This window comes from Legionella santicrucis (assembly GCF_001468135.1).
Lineage (GTDB): Bacteria > Pseudomonadota > Gammaproteobacteria > Legionellales > Legionellaceae > Legionella > Legionella santicrucis.
The window spans coordinates 1-23600 of sequence record NZ_LNYU01000044.1 but is presented as its reverse complement, the minus strand read 5'-3'; the positions used below and the strand labels follow the sequence as shown (position 1 = coordinate 23600).

Sequence of the window (23600 nt, the reverse complement as noted above, 5' to 3'; positions counted from 1 at the left end):
CCTTTGATGTTTGCTCGCAGATTTTGATGGATCATTTCTCCGGGAAAAAATCTTTGGTTTTTGCTAATCACCAGTGACCTATTACAAACCAAGGTATTTAACCAACGCTAAGCTGCAGTATATTATGCCTACATCGTTCTTACGTAGGCATAATAGTTTATTTATCCTTATTTCTATTGCAACGCATTCCCCAATGAGCACCAAGACAACTAAACAATGCCCCAAGAAAAAATAACAAGAAGGCTAGAAAAGCACCAGAAGCAAGATCGGCAGGAGTCACATTGACCTCCACAACAGTAACTTTTTCACCATTTTCTGTTGAAGAAGAAATCTTAGTCGAGCCAACCGGAGTCGTAATTTGTGTAATTGGCACTGGAATTGCAACCACAGTACGAGCAATATTTGAGTAAGCTACTACGTTTTGACTCAAAATCCCTAGTAATATAGCGCCTAAGATCAAAGAAGAAACCCATGTAATAAAGCCATAAACAATACCTAAATGATGATGTTTGGAACAATACAAGCGGCCTAGATAACCTGTTATGTAACCACTTATAGCTGTAGCAACAATAACACAGACGATTATCCCTAGCATTCCACCAAGAGAGAATACAATGGAACCGCTATTTACAGTCTTCAAAGAATTTAACCCTATAACCGCACCTAAAAGACCGAACAACAGACCAAGCCCAAGGGCTATTAATGCACCAACAAAAATAGCGGTCCAAGAGATGCATTTATTAGGATGTATATGGCAATGTTCATGCTCTAACGCGTTGTTACTTATCATTTAACCCTCCTTATCTCAATGATGGATGTGCTGATATCTCCCAGATAATAGATGAAGCCTGCTCCTGCTGATAAATATAATAGCTTCAGGGAAAATCTTCAGGTATTAAGTTGGGTATTTATTTAGGAACAATTATTTCCATAAAAATTACCCCATGTATCTTTGCTTTTCAAGCAAAAATTCAATAACTTACCCTAACCTATACTTAATACAGAGCACAAGTACTCAATGCGCATCGATTTCAGCAATTTGCTCTACATTCCGCACAATATTTTTAGCAATGGCATTAAGCGGTAAATCATTATCATCTTTGCCAAAAGGATCTTCTAATTCTTCAGATAAGATTTCTAGACCCAATAAAATGTAAACAATCATAACCATCATTGGAATAATAAAAAAGCCAAAAGTATCAATCCAACCAAAAGGAAACATAAGCGCATAAAAAAGTAACGCTTGTTTTACAAAAAAAGCAAAAGCAGGAGGCACATGAGTATTCGCAATACGCTCACACCCCCCTACCATATCCATAAGGTTCGCAAGATGAACATCTAAAGCCAGATATTGCTCCAAATGCAGCTTTCCTTCTTGACGCAACTCATTAAGAATACGATACATGCGTTTTGTGATCAAAAGAACAGGGTGTTTGCCTTCAGTCTCATGAATACATAAAGAAAGTAATTCTGTTTGAATTCCACTACTTTCTTTCCGTAAATGCGCTTTAATAACCATAGGAAGCTTCTGGAGTAATAAATAAAAATCAGGATATTGATTCAACCCCACGAATACATCAAACTTTAAACCCAAATTACGGCAATTATTTACAATAGATCCCCATAAAATTCGCCCTTCCCACCAACGTGCATAACTGGTATTGACTCTAAAACTAATAATAATAGTTAGAATAAAGCTAAAAATAAGATGAAACTGACCTAAATTATAGCGAGTTGCACTTTCAAAAAAATAGGCAATGAATACAGCATAGAGAATAATAACGATTGAAATCGGCAGTAATTTTCGAAATACTTTTTCTTTATAAAACAAAAAAAGATGGGGTACCCAAGTTAAAAGGTTATGCGATCTTTGCTTCATCCTAAAAAAACCTTATTTGAAAGTCCATAGTGTAACTTGACTACTCATTCTAAGCAAAGTTTCCAATATATTGATTTTGATGTCAAAAAAAAGTGTTATTGATAGAAAGTTACTAAAAAATTTATCTCAGCTAAAAATTAAAAAAAGCATTCCTTAATTGACAACCTCATCCCATCAATCATTTTCTTTATCATTGAAAATAAGTGAAATTTTCTCAGTTGCCCCCCATTTCTAATCCAGCTAAGATAGAACATATTAAAAATCATAAGGAAGTAATCCATGAGTGATTTTTTTCAAACTCCGCCTTGTCTTGGCAACCAATACGATGAGGATCGAATACTAAAAGCTTATCTTGAATGGAAACTTCCATCATCTATGCTTACTGAGATTCAACCTGAATTGCATCATTTAGGCCAACGGGTCATTGAAGATATCTATCAATTGGGCCAAGAAGCAGAAGCATATCCACCAAAACACATTCCCTATGATCCATGGGGTAGACGTATTGACCATATTGAAGTATCCCGAGCGTGGCAAGAGCTCGACAAAATTTCAGCTGAAGAAAAATTAATTGCTATTGGCTATGAGCGTCGGCACGGTGCCTTCTCTCGCATTCATCAATTTGCAAAATTATATCTATTTCACCCCTCTTCAGCCATTTATACATGCCCTCTTGCAATGACTGATGGCGCCGCTCGTGCATTGGAACTTTACGCCGATGAATCATTAAAACAGCGCATACTTCCACATCTTATTACTTCTGACCCAACTCAATTTTGGACTTCTGGACAATGGATGACTGAACGTACCGGAGGCTCGGATGTCAGTGGTACTTCAACCATTGCTACACCTGATGGTACCTCCTTTCTTCTTAACGGCGACAAATGGTTTACTTCAGCAACAACATCGCAAATCGCTATGACTCTTGCGCGCATTGAAGGTGCCCCTGAAGGAAGTAAAGGGCTAAGTCTCTTTTGTCTCGAACTTCGCGATCAAATGGGTAAACTTAATGGCATACGTATTAATCGTTTAAAAGACAAATTAGGCACACGCGCTCTACCTACAGCAGAACTCACATTAAAAAATACGCCCGCATTATTGATCGGGGGGGCTGGTGATGGAGTAAAAAAAATCTCCTCTTTATTTAATATCACACGGATCTACAATGCATGTTGCGCTGTAGGCTATATGCGCCGTGCCATTGCACTGGCCCGTGATTATGCCACGAAACGCGTCGCATTTGGACATACCTTATCAAAGCATGGGCTACACCTAGAAACTTTAGCCAATATGCAAATAGAATTTACCGCAGCCTTTCATCTTGTTTTTCATGCCATTGAACTTTTAGGAAAAGATGAATTAGGTGAAGCAACACAGGCAGAACGAGCTGTATTAAGATTATTAACACCTCTTGTAAAACTCTATTCAGCAAAACAAGCAATCACACTAGCTAGTGAAGCGTTAGAATCCTTTGGTGGGGCTGGGTATATTGAAGACACAGGATTACCACAACTACTACGAAACGCTCAAGTATTATCTATATGGGAGGGTACAACAAATATTCTAAGCTTAGATGCTTTACGAGCGATTCATAAAGAAAATGCAGCGGTAGCATTTCTCGAAGATGTACAAAAACGATTGCACCAAATCAACCTCCAAGATCTCATTCAATCTAAAGTAAAGGTCCAACATGTTGCACAAAAGCTACAAAGCTATATCCACTCGCCCCAGATCGGCGATGAGGAACAACAAACAGGTGCGCGTCAGCTTGCTTATTCTTTAACACAAGCCTTTGCTGCAAGCTTATTACTGGAACATGCTCAATGGGCTTTTTATAAAAGTAAAGACTCTATAACGCTCACCACTGCCATCCGATGGTGTGAAAAAAATCTATCTGAACCATCCCTATTCTCAGAGGCGCACAGAAAAAAATCATTAATTCTTGCTATGGACTATAATGATTTTTAAAGCGATAAAATATGTATCAGCATGGAGCTATCAATATGAGCATCTTACCTTCACGTCTTTACTCTTTATTCTTTATAATACTTTTTCTATTACTCCAATCTTCCATATCTGCAGCGGACAATTCAATTAGTTTGGTGGGTAATCAAGGTTATGATCTCGTATCCTATCAACAAAAAAGTGGTCCCGTACGAGGAAATGGCAATCATGTTGCATTTTATCAGGGTGTTGCTTACATCTTTGCAACTGCAGAAAACAAAAAAACTTTTGCAGCAAATCCTGAAAAATATCTACCTGCCTATGGAGGATATTGTGCTTATGGAGTATCTGTTGGCCATAAAGTGATTAGTGATCCACTTGCGTGGAAAATAGTGAATAACAAACTCTATCTTAATTTGAATCAACAAATCCAAGAAATTTGGGCAAAAGATATCCCTGGTAACATCAAAAAAGCAGATGAACAATGGATAAAAATAAAAGATAAGAGTCCTTCTATATAAAATAAGGATTTATTGGCAATTGGTTCCTATTGCCACGTACTATGCCTTAAGCCAAAAAAGACTTGATGTTTTTTTGGCTTAACCCATTCTAAAAACCGATTAATACCCTCATAAGATACTGAATATAAAATTTTCGAAAGCTGCATACAGCTTGTACAGTATGGCTCACTTATCAAATAAGATCACAAGCTCTGTTGATGATTTTTGTTTGCAATGATCACAAGGTTTAAAAAAGAAAATATTATACCCTTAATGTTCGTTTAATATTCAATGTGTATTCTAACAAATAAATTATACTATATATTATACCTATTGGAGTATAACTATGCCTAATGGCGATAATTTAGATGAAATTCCATTATCACAACAAATTAATAAAGCAAGGAAGTTGTTATTACAAGCGCTTAAAGATCAATTAGATGATCTTGTAGTCACAAGACTTATTGAACAAGAAAAAGGGGTTCCCTTTGTTAATTTTGGTGATGATCCCCCACAAGTTGTCACTATTAAAAAAGTAATCAACTGTCTATATCATGCTGAAGAAGGGTTTAAGCATTATGAGAGTATTAATAAAAACTCTGTATTAGGAAACGCCTTAGGTGCAAAAAATTATATCCAGGCATTGATTCAAATTTATAAATCAATCGGGATGCTTGATGATGCATCTCCAGAAATAAGAAGAGTAATTGCAGATAACTATTATCTACTTGAACCCATATATACCCAATCTTATAAAATTATTAAAGAATCAGGTTGGGTATCAGAATTTATCGAAATGGATATCACTGATAAGGCTTCCAAAGTAATTATGCAAGGCATGGATTTATTAGGTCCTGATGTGAATCAATGGAACAATGAACACCCTCTTATATCTGCTTTTACAAAAATATCGAAATTAGTGGAGTTGGTTTCTTCCCTTCAAGACAAGGAGATGGCAGAACAGGATAGGGAGAAAGCCATAGAGCTTATTCGTTCGATGTTAAATGATTTAGATAAGAATCCATTTATTAATAAGTTAAATCTTACTGACTTAGAAAACTCCAAAGCAATACAAGATTTATTTAGTTGGTTTAAAAACATCGAAGAGGATGGCTTTAATTTTACTAAAAACTCTTTGAAGAACTATATTTCTTGGGCCAATCATTATTTACCCTCATTAATTTTATTTGCTGATCAACTAGAACAACAAAACTACTTAAAATCAGGAATCCTATCTGCAGAGTTATGTTCTCAGGTAGAGCATCTAAGCAAACAAGCGAATCAACTATTGTCTGAACCAAGTACCTTTGGCATTAACGAACGAGTTATATCCATTGAATCATTGCGAGCTCTTAGAGAAAAACAATTTAATAGCATCCAAGTTAAAAGCGTGCAATCTCTTGTAGCTATTGAAAAGCAACAAGCAGCCGCAACGGAGTTTTATCGAATTCTACAGATCTATAAAGGGGAATCACTTGAAGTCATACCAGAGTCTGATCGTGTATTGTTACGAAAACTATATCCCAAAATACAAATGGCTTTAGCACATACCAACTTGAGTCTTGAAAATCAGTTAGCAGCAGCTTTAAACAAAGTTGGCCCGGAAAAATACGAGCCCAAATCAAAAGCATGGTGGAAAAAGGCTGTAGGATATGTAGCGAATTATATTATAAGCGCTGAAGTTGATAAGGTATTAGGGACAGAAAAAGCGATTGCTCAATTCATGTCAAGACAAATTGCTTCAGAAGAATTTAAGGTCATGATTGCCGAAAAATCTCGCGACAAACTGATTTCTAAAAAGGTTGAAGAAGAACAACCCTCTCTTGAGAAAAAAGTGTCTCAACGTATCTTTCTCATCAAGGATGAGTTAATGAGGCAACCCACTCCCACAGAGGTTATTCCCCAAGAAATTGTTCCAGTAAAACCCCAAAATTTAGTTAACTTACGTGGGACACTTACTGCGATTCAAGAGATGAAACTATCAGGAACAGTTAAAGAAACAAGAACTAGTCTAGATACCCTGATCCACCGCCATCTAAAAGAGTATCAATCCTTTTTTACAGAATTACCTTATCGAATTAATGAACATGATCCTGACTTGGTGAAACAAATTAAAAAAGTTGAAATGAGTTTATCTGCTCTGGAGAATGCACTCAAAGATTTTGAAGGATTGGATCTTAGTTATGGTGTCATGATTCGATTAACCTATTTTATTGCGATAGGCTCTGCTGCTTCTCAATTAAAAAGTAGTATTGAAGCGCTCTCACCCAATACCCAAAAAACACTTGCTCCAATATTACAACAGCTATTAGCTTATAGCAGGTCCTTTTCAGCTATGAGTTCTATGGATTCTGATCTAACTTCGCTAGAACAATTAAAAAAAGGAGGAGAAATCCCAACTCTATCAGAGCAGCCTAAAGTAACAACAGCACAGAAAATTGGTGAACCTAAACAATCGCCTAAAGACTCTGAAAAAGTGGTTACGGAAACAGAAGAGCGCCCTAAAAAAGAAAAGTCTCAGGATATCTTGAATTATGCTAATAAAATCGCAGAAGCACGGATGGTTTTATTACAACGACTCAAAACAACTTTATCTGCACCTTTAACATCACATTTAAATCCTCAGACCAGTGGCGAACCTTTTATTAATATAGAAAACGATCCACCTCAAATTGCTGCAATAAAAAAATTAATTAATAGTATGTATCATGCTGAAAATGCGCTAAAAACATGGGATGGCATCGATACGAGTACTCAACTGGGTAAGATTGCTGCGGCTCATCAAGGAGTAGCTGCCTTATCACAAGTATACAAATCAATCGCGTTAATCACGGAGACGTCATCAGAAGTTCAGAATTTAGTTCGTGAGAATGATGATTTAATAAAGCCCGTTTTTTTAGAAGCTAACAAATTGATTAAGCAATATGGCTGGGCCAGTCAATTTAATGCATTTGATGTAACTAAAAAAATTGGCAGTATTGTTGGCCAATGGACTAACTCCGTTCAAACTGAAAAAAAACATACATCCTCAATTATTCAATTAGTGACAGAATTGCCAACTTTAATGAATAATCTTTCAAGTTTAATGGATCCCGATGTAGAGAAATCAGTCGATCGACTGAGAATTAGTGATAAAAGCATCAGTAATATTAACGGATTATACTCACTGGTAATCGAAGAAAATGTTTCTTTTAGTAATATATTTAAAGGACTTAACTCAATTGTTGGAATAATCGATTTAACAAAAAAAATTCAAAAAGAAGGAATTAACTTACAGGAAACTACAATACAGTTTTATCAAGAGTGGATGCAAGATAGATATCCTAATTTAATGATAATGCTTGATAAAATTGAAGCTCGTTACTATTTGACTCCAGGTCTTTTATCAAAACCAATTGCTCTTGAGTTGAATAAAATTAATGACAAAATAAATGAAATCATTGAAGCAAAACAGAATAGTAAATTAAAACCAATCCCTCTTTCTTTTGATATGGGAAAAATCAGGAAGAAAGAGTTAGTGACAATGCAAACAGAACATATTTTAGGATTGTTCCAAATTGAAACGCAACAACAAGCTGCGATTGATTTTTTTGGAATACTTAAAAAACATATGGGTAAAGCAATTTCAGATATTCCTGCGGAAGAACTGGCTCAATTACGCCTTGCTTTTGTGAATATCCAATCGACTATGGCAAGTACTAATTTGGATTTAACTAATGAATTTACTGTCCTTTTAAATCTACTTGAAACCTCGAAATTAGGGAAAAAGGAACCTGAGATTACAATAGATTCTTTAATAAAGTTAGAGCCATTGGTAGACGCTTATTTAAAAAAATTTAGAAAATCATATGAATTAAAAATTGATGTTATTAATAATGCCCTTGAACACGTGAAATCTCAATCATTTGATCTTCAGTCAGATACATCAGAAGATATAAATATTCTTCGATTACGAAAACAATTTATAGAAGATGAAGGCAAAAAACCTATTGTAGGTCCTGGTGAATTAAAAGAAGTTTCGGCTTCGTCTCTTGACTCAGTGCGTGGTAATGTTGCTTATATCCAAGAGTTAAATATATCATCCAAAGTTGCTGATTTAAGAGAGGACTTCTCCGCTATTACCAAAGAATATTTTTCTGCCCAACTCCAAGAGTACCTAAAAAAAGCACCTAATGAACAAGTACACGTAATCCATGAAAATGATCCTCTTATGGTACGACAAATTAAAGCAGTCGAAAATGGATTATATTCCCTGGAAATGGCATTTCATCACTTTGAACAAATGAAGAAGAGCGATTCGCTTGTATCACAAGTAAAGGCTCTTCTAGAGATTGTTGATAATGCGCGGCAATTAAAAGTCGCAATGGAAAGTATGACTCCAGAACTTATAGAGCGTTATGGTCCATTAGTCTCTGCCGCCGTAGATTTTGGTAAAAAAATTCAATCATTTGATTACAATAAAGAGGATTGGGCTGATCTTAAACTCGTTCTGTGGAATGCACATGACACTTTATTAAAAAGAAATACACCAAGAAAAGAATACATTCAAAAAGCATTTCGTGATGCTGGAGTTCCCGAAGATATAGTACATGTCGATCCTAATGAGGCTGCAGGTAAAAAAGCTGCAAAACTTGGCATTAAGTATGCTCATTTGGCATCTCCTGAATTAGAGCGTGCAAGAGCTTATTTAAACTCCAGATATAAAAAGGTATTTGGAGAGCAACCAGAAGTTGTTAGAGCTTATACACGAGAAGAACTCGCCGATAAAGAGTTAATGCAAAATGAAGTGATTCGGATGAAGGAAATATTAGATAATTATTATGGTCTGAATATCCCTACAGGACGAGCTTTACTCGGTTTGTTAAAACAAGTTCAACGAGTTGGCGCACAAACCGCTGAAATCGCGAGTATGATTAATGTTTTGGTTAAAGATGATTTTCCTCAAATAAAAGAAGATAGTTATAAGGAATTAATTGTCAAATTATCACAAGAAGAAGATTTCTTATGTTTAAAACCAGGAACCCTTATTAATCCAGCTATGGCTGCTTTGAATCAATTGTTCTTATCAGTCGCTTTAGAATTGGATATGCCCTTCAATAAAAAATTAGCACTTATTGATGAAGAACGATATATAAATATTATTCTTAATGCAACTCAAAATGAAATAAAAGAATTAGATAAAAAATTAAGCATAGACCCATCAAATCCCGAAATACTATTAAACATTAGTGTTAGAAAAGATAAAGTCGCTTTTCTAAAACAACAGGCGGAATTACTTAAAGACAACGATGCCGAGAAGACAAAAAGTGCTTTATTGGATACACAATTTGAAATTATTTTACGAGATCATCTTTTTAAAACAACGATTAAAGAACCTATAATTCAAGAGTACGAGAAATTAGTTCGAGAACATTACGCTAAAAATAAGGCTCAATTTTTGTCTGTGGAAGAATGTCCTGATGCGGTGGTTAAATCACTTGAACAGTTTCAAAAAGATAAGATTGCTGATTATTTACTGGTTTATGAAGCATATGACCGACTTCATAAGTTTAGTTTAAAACTTCCTGAAAAAAATAAAGATTTAAAAGATTACATCGGAAGAGTCAACCAAATATTAATTAATAAAGACATTCCAATAGAGAAACGTGCTTTAACGGCTAAATCTCTTCCTAATGATGCTAACTTCATTAAAAAATTAAGATCAGCAGATCATGGCACCTCTTTTTTGAAAAAATTCAAACAATTTTTGGTAATCATTACTTCAAGCGTTGTAGAGGCAATAAAAACAGGGGGTAATGTAGTCTCTATTTATCGTCAAAAACGCATGGAACAATCAATAAAGAATATAGAGAAAACAATACGGTTTAAGGAAGCATTGGTTACTCGTACGACTCTAACTGAAAATATTCTTTTAGGCGAAATAAAAGAATTTGCGCGTGATCATTTCCAATCACTAATCACTAAAGAAAACCAAATACAGATAAAAACTGCTTTTGAAGATTATTATCATACTAATAATAAAGAACTTAGTACTAAAACCAAGGATCTTTTATTGTCGTTGAATATCCCTAAAGAAAAGGTACAAGAATTTGAGGGGTATCTTTCTAATAAATATGGCCCCCAATATTCTCAAGACTCTCCATTTCACAAACTGGTTCACGATAAATTAAGTTTAAGTCCTGATGAAAGCGATTTTTCAAATCATTGTCATGCTACAAAACTGGATGAGTTTACTGGACTCTATCAATTAATTAATCAAGATATTACAGAACAATCTCGGACCCGATTAGGTTTCTTTAAACCACAGTTAAAAACCGAAGATGCCACTGCGAACGAAGTGTCATTACAGCAAGAAATCTTGGCGAAAAATAGCGATAGCTTGCGGAATAAATAGGGATAATAAAGATCTTTTTGAGTAGCAAAGGATTGCCATTTGGCAAAAACTTAAAACCATCTACCCTAGAGTCTCAAGGAGGCACTGTGCATTAAAATAAAAAAGACAATTTAGACAAGTCTGATGCCTATACCAAGATTTAAAATCTCTTAATATTATTCAAATCAAGGACCACCACCCTGCCCTCCGTAACCACCTCCGGCTCCTCCCCCAAATCCTTTAGCTACCTTGTGAGCGGGATGAGTTGACTCATCATGATGAGTGCATGCTAACAAGAATCCTATAAAAATGATTAACAAAAGAATCCGATTCATATCTTTTCTCCGTGAATAAACATCATTCCTATAAGTAAATCAATATAGATGGATTTTCTAATACGGTTATTGTTCACATCCGCTCATTACCTGCACAAGTAAATCTATCCATCTATTTAAACATAGAACATATTGAGCGAATAATGTTAAAATTCGGTCTAGGTATTTTTTTTAAGCCATAAACAATGCAAGCAATGAGTCTGCGTATTTCCTGTCCTAACTATCAGATTTCCAAAAGGGAATACAATTGGAATTATTAGATCGCATCCGTATCTTTTATTAAATAAAAATATACTCAACCTTACTATTTTATATTTTTAAATATTTCAAATTGACAATGATTCAAAAGAACAGTAGCCTGGCTATTGATTAATCAAAACTATTATTTCCATAAACCTAATTAATTAATAAATGAACAAATGGAGCTTGTATGAAAATAAAAGGAGTAGGTAAGGGTATAAGTTACTCAATGTCACTACTAGGGATATTCTGTGGATTGACCTCTCAAGGACATGCTGGTGCAATGGGTCCGGCTGCTTTAAGCACACCAGGAAAAATCTATGTGGGTGTTTTCGGTGGAGGTGGAGCATCTACAAATGTGAGTATCGCGCAGTATGGAACCGCTTTTTTTCCCGAAGATGGAATAGGACCTTTGGCGGTCAATGGGTTTGGTCATACTGATACCCGTGGAGTAGGAATTGTTGGGGGACAAGTTGGTTATCAATGGTCCTCAATATCATTAAACTTATTCAATTCACTATCAGGCATAACACCTGCTGTTGAGTTAGAAGGATACTATGTTGGAAAAAGCACGTTCACTGGACATGATATAAATAATGAAACCGCAAGTCTTCCTGAACATGATTTTTTAGTCTCCTATCCTTTGAATACTGCTGTTTTTCTTGCTAATGCCGTAGCAAACTTTGATCTCTCAAATGTAAATAGAGTACACCCCTATGTTGGTGCTGGAATCGGTGCTGCAGTTTTATCCATCTCAGGCGCAGATTCAACACAAGTTGCTCCGCCAGAAGCTGGTGTCAATCATTACAATGGAAATACTGGGGATAAGGATGCGACTTTTGCCGCTCAAGTAAAAGCTGGTTTAAATTTTGATCTAACTCCAAATGTAAATGTGTTTGCTGAATATCGATGGCTATATGTCTCAAATAGCGATTTTACATTTGGTTCAACTCTTTATCCTGCTCACGTCCCAACAAGCCCATGGTTAGTAGAGCTAGGCTCTCAATACTACAATATGGGAGCGGCAGGAATTCGCTTTAGTATTTAGGAATGCAGGCGCGTTTTATATTTAATAAAACGCGCAAACACATTTTAATCTCATATCACCTTAATTTTAACTATTTTGCCATTTAGTTCTTTTTATCAGATAAGCTTAACCCAATGCCATTTCATAAGTAGGTATCAAAATAATAATTAACCTTTTGAAATATAATTAATATTTAAAATATTAATATGTCATATGAATATAACAACTTGTTAATAGATACATCAAAAAAGATAAAATATATTCACTTTTAAGTTTTACGGTTATTTATGGTGCATTATTTATCTTTTGTCTCCCCTTTAAACTCAATCGGCAACTCAGATAGATCGTTGGTAGATTTTATTAATCATGCTAATGAAGACATACAAAACATTAATCAGCTAATTCAGGTTTATAATGAAGCACGGAGTGAGGAGGCATCCATTGATGCCCTGAAACAGGTCCTGCGATATAAACAATTCATTGAAAATAAATACAGTGATAAATTTGTGAGTATGTGTCCAGAGTTTTCAATTGAAATACATACAAAACTGTTCTCCAAACTAAAAGCTGAATTTGCAAAATATAATATTTTCAGTTTATATGGAATGTTCGATACCTCCACCCCAACAAAAAATGAGTTTGCAAAAATTTTAGCTGATATGGAACCAGAAAAAGTTAATCGTTTAATTGATATGTTAGCAAGAGGAGAATTTTTTGATATTAACAAATTAAGAACATTATATGCTCCATTGGAAAATCCTAAGTTTGATCATTTTATAAAAAATACTGACATTTCCTTTTTAGGGGGAGCGAATTCAAAAAACTTCAAATTAGTTCCCCAAAACGGCAATCCTCCCTATGTTCTAAAAATTGAGAATCGAATGGGCATCCCCAAACAACCCATTATTAATCTTATGAGGGACTCGTCCGTGAAAGGTACACTCATACAGGAAGAAGTAACACGAACAGGTACCTTAAGCATATCTAGATACCGAGAGACAAGAACTCTTTCAGTGATTCCTTTTTACTCACATGGAAATCTCATTATTCATAGCAAAAAACATGGCTCTGACGATAAGATGCGTATTAAATCGGCTCTTCATATGTATCAACAAATGCTAAGCATTTTAATTAGGCTAGGTCAAGAAGGCTATGTATTTCCCGATATGAAGAATACCAATTGGCTGGTTGGTGAAAATGGGGAGTTAGCAATTTCCGATAATAAATCCTTCATTCCATGTATCGATGGTACAATTACTAAAAAAATGGCAAATTCCCTTTTGCGAACCTCTTATTTAAGTCCTCCAGAAATATTAACTCTTCTCATACAACCCCAAAAAAACTACATTTCAGCAGATAAAATGCATGCGCACATGCTGGGAAAAAATCTATATCAATATGTCACAGGATGTGGGGAAGAAAAATTGTATGAAATCACTGACGCGTCACAATATGATTTCATTTATCCTATTTTTCAGACAAATGAAGGTACAGAATTAAAAAAATTAATTGAAAAACTAGTTCAAGATGAGCCTGAAACGCGACCATCACTCAAAGAAATTGAAATTCACTTGTATCGAATCGAGTCTCTAATTCAACAGAAAGAAGAAATATTAAAACTCATCAATAAGCTTAAAACAGAAAATACTCGCCTTTTAAATCAAATCGAAAGATGCAGCTTCGGAGATAACGATGAGTATATGGAACATTTTGTAAATGAAAAAATGGAATTGATAAATACTAGTATTAATCCAGAAGAGCTTGAAAAGTTAAAAATAAGTTTAGAAACCATTTTAAAGGATCAACAAGCAACAGATTTTGTAAAGTCTATTCTTCATAACTTTCGGATAAAAACGAATTGTATGAACAAGATGAAGTCCAAAGCCCATAAAATTGAGCTTAAAATATGCCGTACTCCCGTTGAAGATAGAGGAAATATTATGAATAAAGATTCTCAATTAGGCCATGAAGTTCACCTGTTCATTGCCTCTAGGAGCCATTGTTCCTTTTTTAGACCATTAAAAAAATTTGTTGGTTCTGAAATTAAAGAAAAAAAAGTCACTCATTCTTATGAAACCCATTTTCTAACACTCAAATTGAATCGAGAATGAATGCTATAAAAGTTTTAGGAATAAGCTCGTCTTTTGGTGATGATCAAGCAGGATGGAAGTTGCAAGCATTGAAACCACAGCTTTAAAATGAAATCATTGAAAAAATTAGGAGCTGTTAACAGCCCCTATATGGTCATTCATTGAAAGAGAATTAATTCAAAAAATAACCAAAATTTACTTACTCATAAAATGGTCGTGCCCAATCATCGTCATAACATGTTGTAGCTTCTTTAGGCCTATATACAAAGGATGCATCAATTGATTTCGTATAATAATGTTCTTTAAATAGGTTATCAGAAGAAGCCAGCGCCTGATCTTTTATTAAATCAGATTTAGACTGATGGGGATTTAATTGGAAAAAATATTCCATAAAATCAGGATAAAGTTCTACCAATTCTTGGTACGTTTTGTTAAAAGGATTATTAGCTCCGCTGTATTTATCATAAAACTGAAGATACGCTGCCACATGTTCTCGAAGTGCTAATTTCTCTTCGTTAGCATCCAGTTCCTTCGTGTATTTATTTCTTAAAAGTGAAACAAACGAACCGTAAATATCATTGAAAGCTTTTATTGCCTCTTGATTATTTTCAGAAATTGCTAAGTAAAAAGGATTATCAATTTCCTTATTGTTAATCGTTATTTTTTTGATACTGCAATAAAGAACCGCTAAGGCGACATGCTCTTTTTCACGTTCCATTCGGCCCGGGAGATTGAGATCATTTTTACTATATGTTTCATGAATATCTACAGCAAAATTTCGGAAAAGCGTAGGATCAATTGTAATAAAACATTTATTTCCCCAATCCAATGCAACTTCAAAATCTTCAGACATACTAACCATATGAAAATCATTGGATAAATTAGTTAATTTATGCAGCTTGATCTGTTCAATGGCAATCATTTCAGGATAGGCTTTACCAAAAATACCCGTCAGTAAAGTAGGCAGACTAAAAATAACGGAGGTAAGGTTATCAAAGCCCCGATACAATTCATGGATAGCTGCTGATGTTTTTATTACATTACTGAAATGAATGTCTGGAGGAAGTTTCTCTTTTCGATTTTGGAAAAACTGGCTGTGTTTACTGTACATTATAACTTCTCCTGCTAAATACCTTTAATTTAAAAACAAAAAATAGATTTACAATGAGGTATATGAGATTGATAGCTTAAACAAATCAGCCAATTTTATATCAAAAAAAAATATTTTTAAACCATTTGTTCTTGTTATAACCAAAAATCGTGATATTTAAGGTTTGTTATGATATAAAACAATTAGTTCTTTACTTGAAGTGCAACCTAATAATTCCATTGTTTTAGATAGCATACCTTCCACAGTACGATAAGAAATACTGATATCACGAGCAATTTCTTTTGAGCTTTTACCTTGAGCGAGCAATCTAAGGCAAACCGCTTGTTGCTCTGTTAAATACACAGGAATATGTGTTAACTTATGAAAAAGCACTAAATCTTTTTCATTTAATTTAATTGTTTGATTCGCTGGCTTTTTAGATTCAGCAATCTGCTCGAAAACCTTTAATAAATGATGCTCCAGCGCATTATCATCGGTATCTAACATTACAGTAGCTACGTTTTCAAATAAGTTATCCCGCTGAGCATGAAGTTTATCAAAAAAGGTTTTAAGGTCCGTATTAGGCAATAATGGTGCAGGATTACGTGAAATCCGCATCAATTGTACTGTAGTGCTCACTTGTAAAAATACCACGAACTCTGTAGATAAAAATTGACGAATATTCTCAGAACAAACGATACTTGCATCTGTTGCAACTACAATATGTTCTTTAGATTGAAGCGCTGTCAATATCTCTAATTGGCATCGATAAAAATCTTCTTGCCCCTTTTTACCTAAAACCTCATCTAAAGAACGTCCAACATGATATTCCATACCCAGATCAGCATCGATAAATTGCCATCCTAGTTTTTCAGCCAGTAGCTTTCCAAATAAACCTTTACCCGCTCCTGGAAGGCCAATAATAAAAATTCGTGTATGTTGATTCATCATCTCTCTCCTTTATAAAGCTCCTTAGCCTTATTGACTTCCATTATAAAATTAGACAAAATATCAATCAATACGTAAAAATACGCAACAATTGAATCAGTGAATACTCAATAACGCTCGTTTTCTTCAGTTCATTGTTCTGAAAGCAATCTTTTTACAGTCAGTAGATCAATATATGTTTTTTTCTTATCGGCTGGATTACGCAAAAGATAAGCGGGATGGTAACTCACAATAAAGGGAATATTATTATAATGATGTATTGTATTACGGAGTTGTTTTAAGGAAAGAGGCTTATTTAGTAAAAATTGACCAGCAAAACGTCCTAAAGCTAAAATCAGATGGGGTTTGATAAGTTCAATTTGGCGAACTAAAAAAGAACTGCATTGAGCAATTTCATCCAGATGAGGGTCACGATTATTAGGTGGTCTGCATTTTAAAACATTAGCAATATAAACATCCTTCTCAGCCATCTCAATGCTTTGCAGCATTTGATTTAATAAACCTCCTGCCTTACCTACAAAAGGTAAACCTTGCTGATCCTCATAAAAACCTGGAGCTTCACCAATAATCATCAACTTAGCTGTCTCATGGCCACGATAAAACACCGTTTGTGTACGTGTTTTATGTAGCGGACATCGTGTACACGATGCCACTTCTTTTGCTAAAGAGGATAGGTCTTTTTGACAAGAATTAGATTGACGCAATACCCAAAGATCGATACCCATAGTTTGCAGATAATAATTATTTAATTCATCTGACATAAATGACCCATTTTAAATAAAAAATTCAAAAAAAATTACATTAAGATCTGTTGACAATTGGTTCCTACTGCATATCGCACTCTATGCGTGACATCCAATAGGCGAGCGCAACAAATTGTCAATATACCCCAGAGTTCTTGGTTTAGTGCATTTTCGTGTTAAATCATCGATAAATCAACGATTACTCTTCATCGCACCTTAAGTTATAAAATTATTAACTACTCTCTGTTAATGATTTTAAATTATTTTGATAATATATTCCCTATTGCCATTGGTAATGAAGAAAACAATTTATGACATTAGCACAGCAAATAAACCCGTATTCGGCAGATACTGCATTTAATGATGGTCGATTAAGACAAGCACAATTAAAAATGCTCGTAATGCTCGAAGTCATTGATTCGATTTGTCGTAAGCATAATTTGGACTATTGGCTTGATGCAGGTACCCTTTTAGGAGCGGTGCGCCATCAAGGTTTTATCCCATGGGATGATGATGTAGATATTGCCATGCCACGCGCGAGTTACGAAAAATTTTTACGTATTGCTCCCACAGAAATTCCTGACTTTATGTGGCTCCAAACAATACACAGCGATCCTGGCTATTTTAATATGGCCACGCCACTAAAAATTAGAGATCGACGCAGTCGTTTTATTGAAAAACATGAAAAAGGTAATGAACCTTATGTGCAAGGGATTTTTATTGATGTTTTTGTCTATGACCATATGCCTGTAGATCCCAAACAACGAAAGCGTTATAAATTTTATGCAAAAAAAATTTCACGTTTGTTAAGTACTAAATACAGTAGAGTGAAGATAGGACATTATCCAATCCTTTATAAGACTATAGCTTCTTTTTTACCTAAATCGTTGCTTGAATTTTTCTTAAAAAAAATTATCTGTCAAGCCAACACAAGTAATAGCCCTTATATAGGGCGTGGTTATAATTGCGTCGGTAGTAATTTAATAAAGCAAGATGAAATCTATCCCCTTCAACGTATTACATTTGAGACTAAAGAGTTTAATATTCCTAAAAATGCCGAAACATTTCTCATTCAACAATATGGAGATTATTGGACATTGCCACCGGAAAATCAAAGAATGATGAGACACTGTAAAGAGCTGATTCCTCATATAGATAATTGAATTTTAAAAGACTTTTCCATGCTACTAAGGCGATGAGAAAAAGAGTTCCTCGATGCATTAAACCATTTTTGATTTCCACTCAATGAATCATTATTAATGACCAATCGCATAAAATTTGCTTCTTAATGTTGCGTTAATTTTTAATTTGCGAGTATTTGCTATACTGTGTGTATATATTTTGCCTAAATCCCAACTGGAGAGACTATAATGCGTGCTCGAGAAGAAATTGAAAGATTTAAATCTGCTGGCTGGAACAGTGTTCTTGAAAATAGTAGACAGAGTTATACGTTAACTGACAAAGAAACATTTAACAATGCCATGGATAAACTCGATGAAGTAGCAGAGTCAATAAAGCAAGGCCTCATATATGATTCTGAAACAATGCATAAATTAATTTCAGAAATTGCATCAAATATTGAAATAAATTTATCCATGGAGTCCGAAGAAGTAGCTAGTTTTTCTGCACAACTATTAATATATATATATGACATTAATACAACAGAAAAAAAAGAAGATAAGATAAGAAAAGCCCTGGAGCTTGCCAAATATATTGAGCATGAAGTCATTCATGGCCATGACCTAGTGGTCAATGATAAACAAACTGAGTTAGCGGTATTACTTACTAACTTTGCCTTACTCGCAACAGAACTTAACGCCGATGATACTTTGCCGTTGATAAAGAAAACTCGAGAACTTGGAGCATATAAACGAATAGGTCTTGATAATATGCGGGCGTTAAGTCGTACTGTAATTACAGGAACCATAGATGTATCTGCAGCGGAAAGTCGTATTCCAGAGTCTCTCCAAATAAAATTAAAAAGAAACGGCTTAGATCCAAAAGTAGTGCCTCCTCTGTGTAAGGACGTTTATGAAAAGCTGGAATTAACAGGCGATGAAATTAACATTTTAAAAGAAAACGAAAAAATGGCTCGTCTGGATGTTCGTAATCTGATTACTAAAACAAAAGCAGAAATTGTCCAGATGATCGAAACCAATTATAACCAAGCAATGAATCTTGCATTTAAGGTGGCCGATGAAAAATCACTCAAATCACCTGAGGATGTAAAGAATTTACTAGGTCAAATTGCCACGATTATGGGTAATGGCATTGTGGATGGCGATTGGAAACGAACTCACGACAGTGAAAAATTCAAGGTTTATACTCGCGTTAAAGATTTAGAGTCTCAACTAAATGATTTTTCTCGAGAATTTTTCCATAAATTACAGGATTTAAAAATAATTAAAGATCCTAAAAAAAGAGAACAAGCTGCAATTGAGCTGGCTGCCTGGTGTGAATACCGTATAAATTTAACGGATCACTTTCTTGCTGACGGCTGTGGCAAAACTTCTGCTTTAATGGCTAATTTTGTGTTTATGGCAGCAGAAATTCCACCTAAGGCAATGCCCGTTATGGATCGAAGAAATTATTTTAATTTTGATGTAGTTCCAACAACGAATATTGTGACACACAAAAAAGAACATTCGTCTATGGAAAGAAAAGAACTAGCAATAAGACAGAAAAAGGAATGGGAGTGTTGGCTGCGTCATTATAAATCTTCTTTCTTTCCGCAGGATTATCGTGCAATCACTTGTGATAATGCTTGGAGAGTTCCTTCGGTAACACTAGGGCAACATTTGGAAACATTAGGGTCAAAAAGTAAGGACGAAGATAAATATGTCATTCCAGAAGATGCTAATTTTACTAACTTACATCATTGTTTACGAGGTGGATATGAGGTAGCTGAATTGGCTAGTGCTATTGGGTCCCCAGATATTCAAAAATTAATCACCTATCCCATGACCCGTCTGAATTTGTTTCACACCATTGTTTATGCTGAAACAGAACTAAAAACAGAAACTGACGAAGATATTGTGGAAAAAGTACGTGATGTGTATCGACATCTAAAAGGTTCAGAAGTCTATGGTGTAAAATTTAACAAATGGCTAAACGAGAAGCAGCAAGAATTCGCTAATGAATCTAGAATCTTAGCTGAAGGTGCTTCCAAAGGAATAGGAGAATATAGAGAGCAGTATGCAGAAGTACTGAACACCATCAAACAAAGATATAAAAGTGGTGAATATATTCTTGGTAATCATACACGTTATATAACAAAAAAAATTCCAGATAGTGAATTAAAAGATGATCTTGTAACTCGCTATGGAAAAGAAAACTTAATTCCTAATGCGACGAATCCTAAAGAAATAATACTAAGGGATCCTGAGCAAGCAATAGAAGAAATTGCAAAAAGAATAATTGAAGATCGTGCTTATCAAAACATGTGTGATGAATTTTTTGCGCAAGAAGTTGAACCGCTTATTTCTGATGCGGTTGATGAATGTGGCTTTGAACGTTTAGACATACCTGATCCTGAGGATCGCGTTACATTTATGATGGCTGGTGCACCTGCTTGTGGTAAAGGTTCAGCAGTAGCAACAGTTGCCACCATGGCTGAAGAACATTTAGATGTAGAATGGGATAATACAGTAAAAGTAAATACCGATACCCATAGACTCATGATAAGCCATCCTCATATTACAGGTGAGCGTAGTGAATTTTCTGGTACATTAAATAATCATGAGGCAGGATTACTAACCGATTTAGCCTACAGTCGTTTACAGAAAAAGGTAAAACAAGGTGTTGGACCACATATTCTTATCGATGGCGTTAACATGTCTAAGGAACGCATGGATCTCGGTATAGCCAACTCAGGAAAACTATTACTCACTGTTGTAACAGTTCCCCCTGAAATCTCCGTCGAACGTGCATTTAGTCGCGGCCAAGGAGATGGACGATTTGTGCCAACGTCTTATAATTTATCGAAACACAAACAAGTCAGTAAAAATTTCTTTAAAGACTTACAGGCAGCTATGGGTAAAAATGCAGAAATTATTCTTTTTGATACTAATGTGCCCAGAGGAGTTACCCCTAAACGAATAATGGCTGCAGATTTAGGGAGTAGATCAATCACCATTTATGATAAAAAATTATTTAGTGAGTTTTTAGCCAAGGCGAATATAGATGTTACCGCAACGTGTTCTGGTGAACTGTATATGTTACCCAAAGATAAAGTAGATGAGTCGTACCATGAAAAACTAGAAGAAATGGGTTTTCTCAAAATTCGATATGAAGAAGAAAAACCATCCATTAAAAAAGGAGCTCAATTTACAATATTTAAAGATAGTGGCAAACAAAAAGACAAATATCCTGAACCTCATCTAGAAGATGATCAAGAACACAGACGTGGCCATAGGGGCACTCATAAGTAACATGTAAATGAATCTAGAAGGAGACAATAATGAAACGTTTATTCGCCGAGATAAACCCAAAGCCAAAAAATAAATTAAGTAAGAATCAAAAGGAAAAATTTGAAAAAATTGAAAAGGACTATGATAGTCATGATGATGGGTATATTTCAGAAGAAAATAAAATAACCCATAAGCGACTGTCAAAACAGCTGCAAAATAAAGAACAGCAAGAAATAAATGAGACTTCTATGAGCCCGGCTAGTCCTGGGAATAATTAGTCCGAATAGACTGTTTGAACAGCCCCTGTTAGCTTTTTAAAAAGTACCAGGGGCTAGATGAAACGAGAATTTTAATATTTATTAAATATACAAGTAATGCAATATATATTAATTGCGAGTAAATTGTTGTCATATACAACATTTTATTCACAAATAAATACTCGATCTTTAAGGTAATTATGCTAAATACAAAATTTATAAGTAAATTTTCAATTTTTTCTGACCAACTTATTTCGGAAACCGGTAATTCCTGGATAGATGAAGTTATTTTCGTGTGGGCATTAAAAACATTACGACCAGAAATCAAGCAATCTGAAGCTGCTTCATGTTTTACCCGAATGAAATCCTGTTATGATGATGAGGCTCGTTTTTTTCATCGAGGCTTAGGGCACCCACGCCAGTTAATTCCTAAATCAGCCGAACAAGCTTATTGCAAACTTATTAGTCGCGTTGAGCCTTTTTTAAAAAATCAAGATGAATTTGAACGATTAACAAATCAATTTGATTCTCTCATTCCTAAGGATGAGAAACTAGCTGTGGCACAAGGGATTCTTGGGGCATTTTATCATGATGTTATTCATCGTAAAGGCCGTTACCATGAAGCGTTATTACCCTATGCTGCTCCAGAAGCTGGCACTTATCGGATCGACCCCATCGCGGCCCCATTAAGCGCAGCACTTATTAAAAATATAAGTACTAAAGTCGTTGAAGAGGTAAGTTGTTTGGTTGCTGAGATTGAGTTATTGAAGTTGGGGATCGATAAAAAGTTGATCCTACCAATACTGATGGCAACATATTGTACAATACCGTTCAGCAATTATAGCGATAAAGAAGAATTTGATAAAATAATGACACGAATTATTAACGCACATTCTTTAGCACTTACAGATCAAGAAAAAGAGACTATTTATAATGTAGCTGTTGGGGTAGCCAATCGTGATAAATGGTCATATGGATCAGATACACTCAATGAGTTTAATATTAAAACATGGGGAATGATGTTCGAACGAAACCCCTTAATTTTGACAAATCAATATATTCTAAACGACTTAGCGAATACATTTCATGAGTTTTATAGTTTTCATAAGATCCTTCTTCAGCAAATTCTTGAAGGTAAAAAACAAATTTTTTATGGCTCTGATACTGAAATTGACAGTATCAATATTTTAAATCGAAATGCATTAAGAACTTTAGAATTGGATATTGAGTTAAATGGGTTATTGCTTGCTACCATAATTGTGACAATGCAACTTTTAAAAGAAAAGAATATAGCGCAAACCAATATGCTTGATGATATAAGTTCAGTATCCTGCTTAAAAAATTTTATTGATCAGCGTACTGATCATAATTCCAACTCTCTTGATAGTATCCCAAATGAAATTGTTACAGTACTGCAACAACAAAATAAAGAAGTTTCAGTAAATGGCCATCGTTTTATTCGAGGATCTAGCTTGACAGCACTTACATTAGACTTGGTAAAGTGTTTTGGTACAGAAGCATTATTGCAATTAGCAGATAATTATCCTAACACAGATCAAAAATCAATCGATCTAAATAAAGACGCATCGGCCTCTTCAATTCACTTGAAATGCTGAGCATCTGCAATTTTCAAGATTATATCTTATTGTCTGGTGAGTTATTTTGGAACCCTTCTGCTTTGTAATAGGTCACTGGTGATTAGCAAAAACCAAAGATTTTTTCCCGGAGAAATGATCCATCAAAATCTGCGAGCAAACATCAAAGG

General features: G+C 34.8%; 15 protein-coding genes. 9 read left to right on the top strand and 6 right to left on the bottom strand.

All coding sequences use genetic code 11. The annotated features are described in order from the left end of the window. Positions 1 to 157: 157 nt before the first annotated feature. Positions 158 to 790: a hypothetical protein gene (locus Lsan_RS09615; RefSeq protein WP_058514186.1), complete on the bottom strand. Its 633-nt coding sequence runs from the start codon at positions 788 to 790 to the stop codon at positions 158 to 160. A gap of 225 nt (positions 791 to 1015) precedes the next feature. Next, positions 1016 to 1879, bottom strand: coding sequence for a bestrophin family protein (locus Lsan_RS09610; protein WP_058514185.1), 864 nt, complete (start codon positions 1877 to 1879; stop codon positions 1016 to 1018). A 279-nt stretch (positions 1880 to 2158) separates the two neighbouring features. On the opposite strand from Lsan_RS09610, the gene Lsan_RS09605 reads away from it, so the two are divergent. From Lsan_RS09605 to Lsan_RS09595, 3 genes are all read left to right on the top strand, one after another. Beyond that, complete coding sequence (locus Lsan_RS09605; RefSeq protein ID WP_058514184.1) at positions 2159 to 3847, top strand: acyl-CoA dehydrogenase family protein; 1689 nt, start codon at positions 2159 to 2161, stop codon at positions 3845 to 3847. 35 nt (positions 3848 to 3882) lie between these two features. Next, the gene (locus tag Lsan_RS09600) at positions 3883 to 4344 is read left to right on the top strand and encodes a YHS domain-containing (seleno)protein (protein WP_237762091.1); all 462 of its coding nucleotides are present in this window, start codon (positions 3883 to 3885) and stop codon (positions 4342 to 4344) included. Positions 4345 to 4669: 325 nt separating this feature from the next. Then, on the top strand, positions 4670 to 10717 hold the full coding sequence (locus tag Lsan_RS09595) for a hypothetical protein (RefSeq protein WP_058514183.1): 6048 nt from the start codon (positions 4670 to 4672) through the stop codon (positions 10715 to 10717). Between the two features lie 164 nt (positions 10718 to 10881). On the opposite strand, the gene Lsan_RS22065 is transcribed toward Lsan_RS09595, so the two are convergent. Beyond that, on the bottom strand, positions 10882 to 11031 hold the full coding sequence (locus Lsan_RS22065) for a hypothetical protein (RefSeq protein ID WP_157068294.1): 150 nt from the start codon (positions 11029 to 11031) through the stop codon (positions 10882 to 10884). A gap of 430 nt (positions 11032 to 11461) precedes the next feature. Between Lsan_RS22065 and Lsan_RS09590 the strand changes: the two genes are divergently transcribed. Together Lsan_RS09590 and Lsan_RS09585 are read left to right on the top strand one after the other, a co-directional pair. Further along, on the top strand, positions 11462 to 12319 hold the full coding sequence (locus Lsan_RS09590; RefSeq protein WP_237762090.1) for an outer membrane protein: 858 nt from the start codon (positions 11462 to 11464) through the stop codon (positions 12317 to 12319). A 266-nt stretch (positions 12320 to 12585) separates the two neighbouring features. Beyond that, complete coding sequence (locus Lsan_RS09585) at positions 12586 to 14409, top strand: protein kinase family protein (RefSeq protein WP_237762089.1); 1824 nt, start codon at positions 12586 to 12588, stop codon at positions 14407 to 14409. 178 nt (positions 14410 to 14587) lie between these two features. Here Lsan_RS09585 and lart1 read toward each other — a convergent pair whose 3' ends face one another. The 3 genes from lart1 to Lsan_RS09570 form a co-directional block, all read right to left on the bottom strand. Beyond that, positions 14588 to 15499, bottom strand: coding sequence for an NAD(+)--arginine ADP-ribosyltransferase Lart1 (gene lart1 / locus Lsan_RS09580; RefSeq protein ID WP_058514182.1), 912 nt, complete (start codon positions 15497 to 15499; stop codon positions 14588 to 14590). Positions 15500 to 15655: 156 nt separating this feature from the next. Continuing rightward, positions 15656 to 16426 carry a shikimate kinase gene (locus Lsan_RS09575; protein ID WP_058514181.1) on the bottom strand — a complete coding sequence of 257 codons (771 nt, stop codon included), beginning with the start codon at positions 16424 to 16426 and terminating at the stop codon, positions 15656 to 15658. 131 nt (positions 16427 to 16557) lie between these two features. Then, positions 16558 to 17187, bottom strand: a complete 630-nt coding sequence (locus tag Lsan_RS09570; RefSeq protein WP_058514180.1) for a uracil-DNA glycosylase — start codon at positions 17185 to 17187, stop codon at positions 16558 to 16560. 293 nt (positions 17188 to 17480) lie between these two features. On the opposite strand from Lsan_RS09570, the gene Lsan_RS09565 reads away from it, so the two are divergent. From Lsan_RS09565 to Lsan_RS09550, 4 genes are all read left to right on the top strand, one after another. Then, a complete protein-coding gene (locus Lsan_RS09565; RefSeq protein WP_058514179.1) occupies positions 17481 to 18332 on the top strand; it encodes a LicD family protein in 852 nt (283 codons plus the stop codon). A gap of 207 nt (positions 18333 to 18539) precedes the next feature. Next, positions 18540 to 21599 (top strand): zeta toxin family protein, encoded by a 3060-nt coding sequence (locus Lsan_RS09560; RefSeq protein ID WP_058514178.1) that lies wholly within the window; start codon positions 18540 to 18542, stop codon positions 21597 to 21599. A gap of 29 nt (positions 21600 to 21628) precedes the next feature. Further along, positions 21629 to 21856, top strand: a complete 228-nt coding sequence (locus tag Lsan_RS09555) for a hypothetical protein (RefSeq protein WP_058514177.1) — start codon at positions 21629 to 21631, stop codon at positions 21854 to 21856. Between the two features lie 179 nt (positions 21857 to 22035). After that, positions 22036 to 23451, top strand: a complete 1416-nt coding sequence (locus tag Lsan_RS09550) for a hypothetical protein (RefSeq protein ID WP_058514176.1) — start codon at positions 22036 to 22038, stop codon at positions 23449 to 23451. The last annotated feature ends 149 nt before the right edge of the window (positions 23452 to 23600 follow it).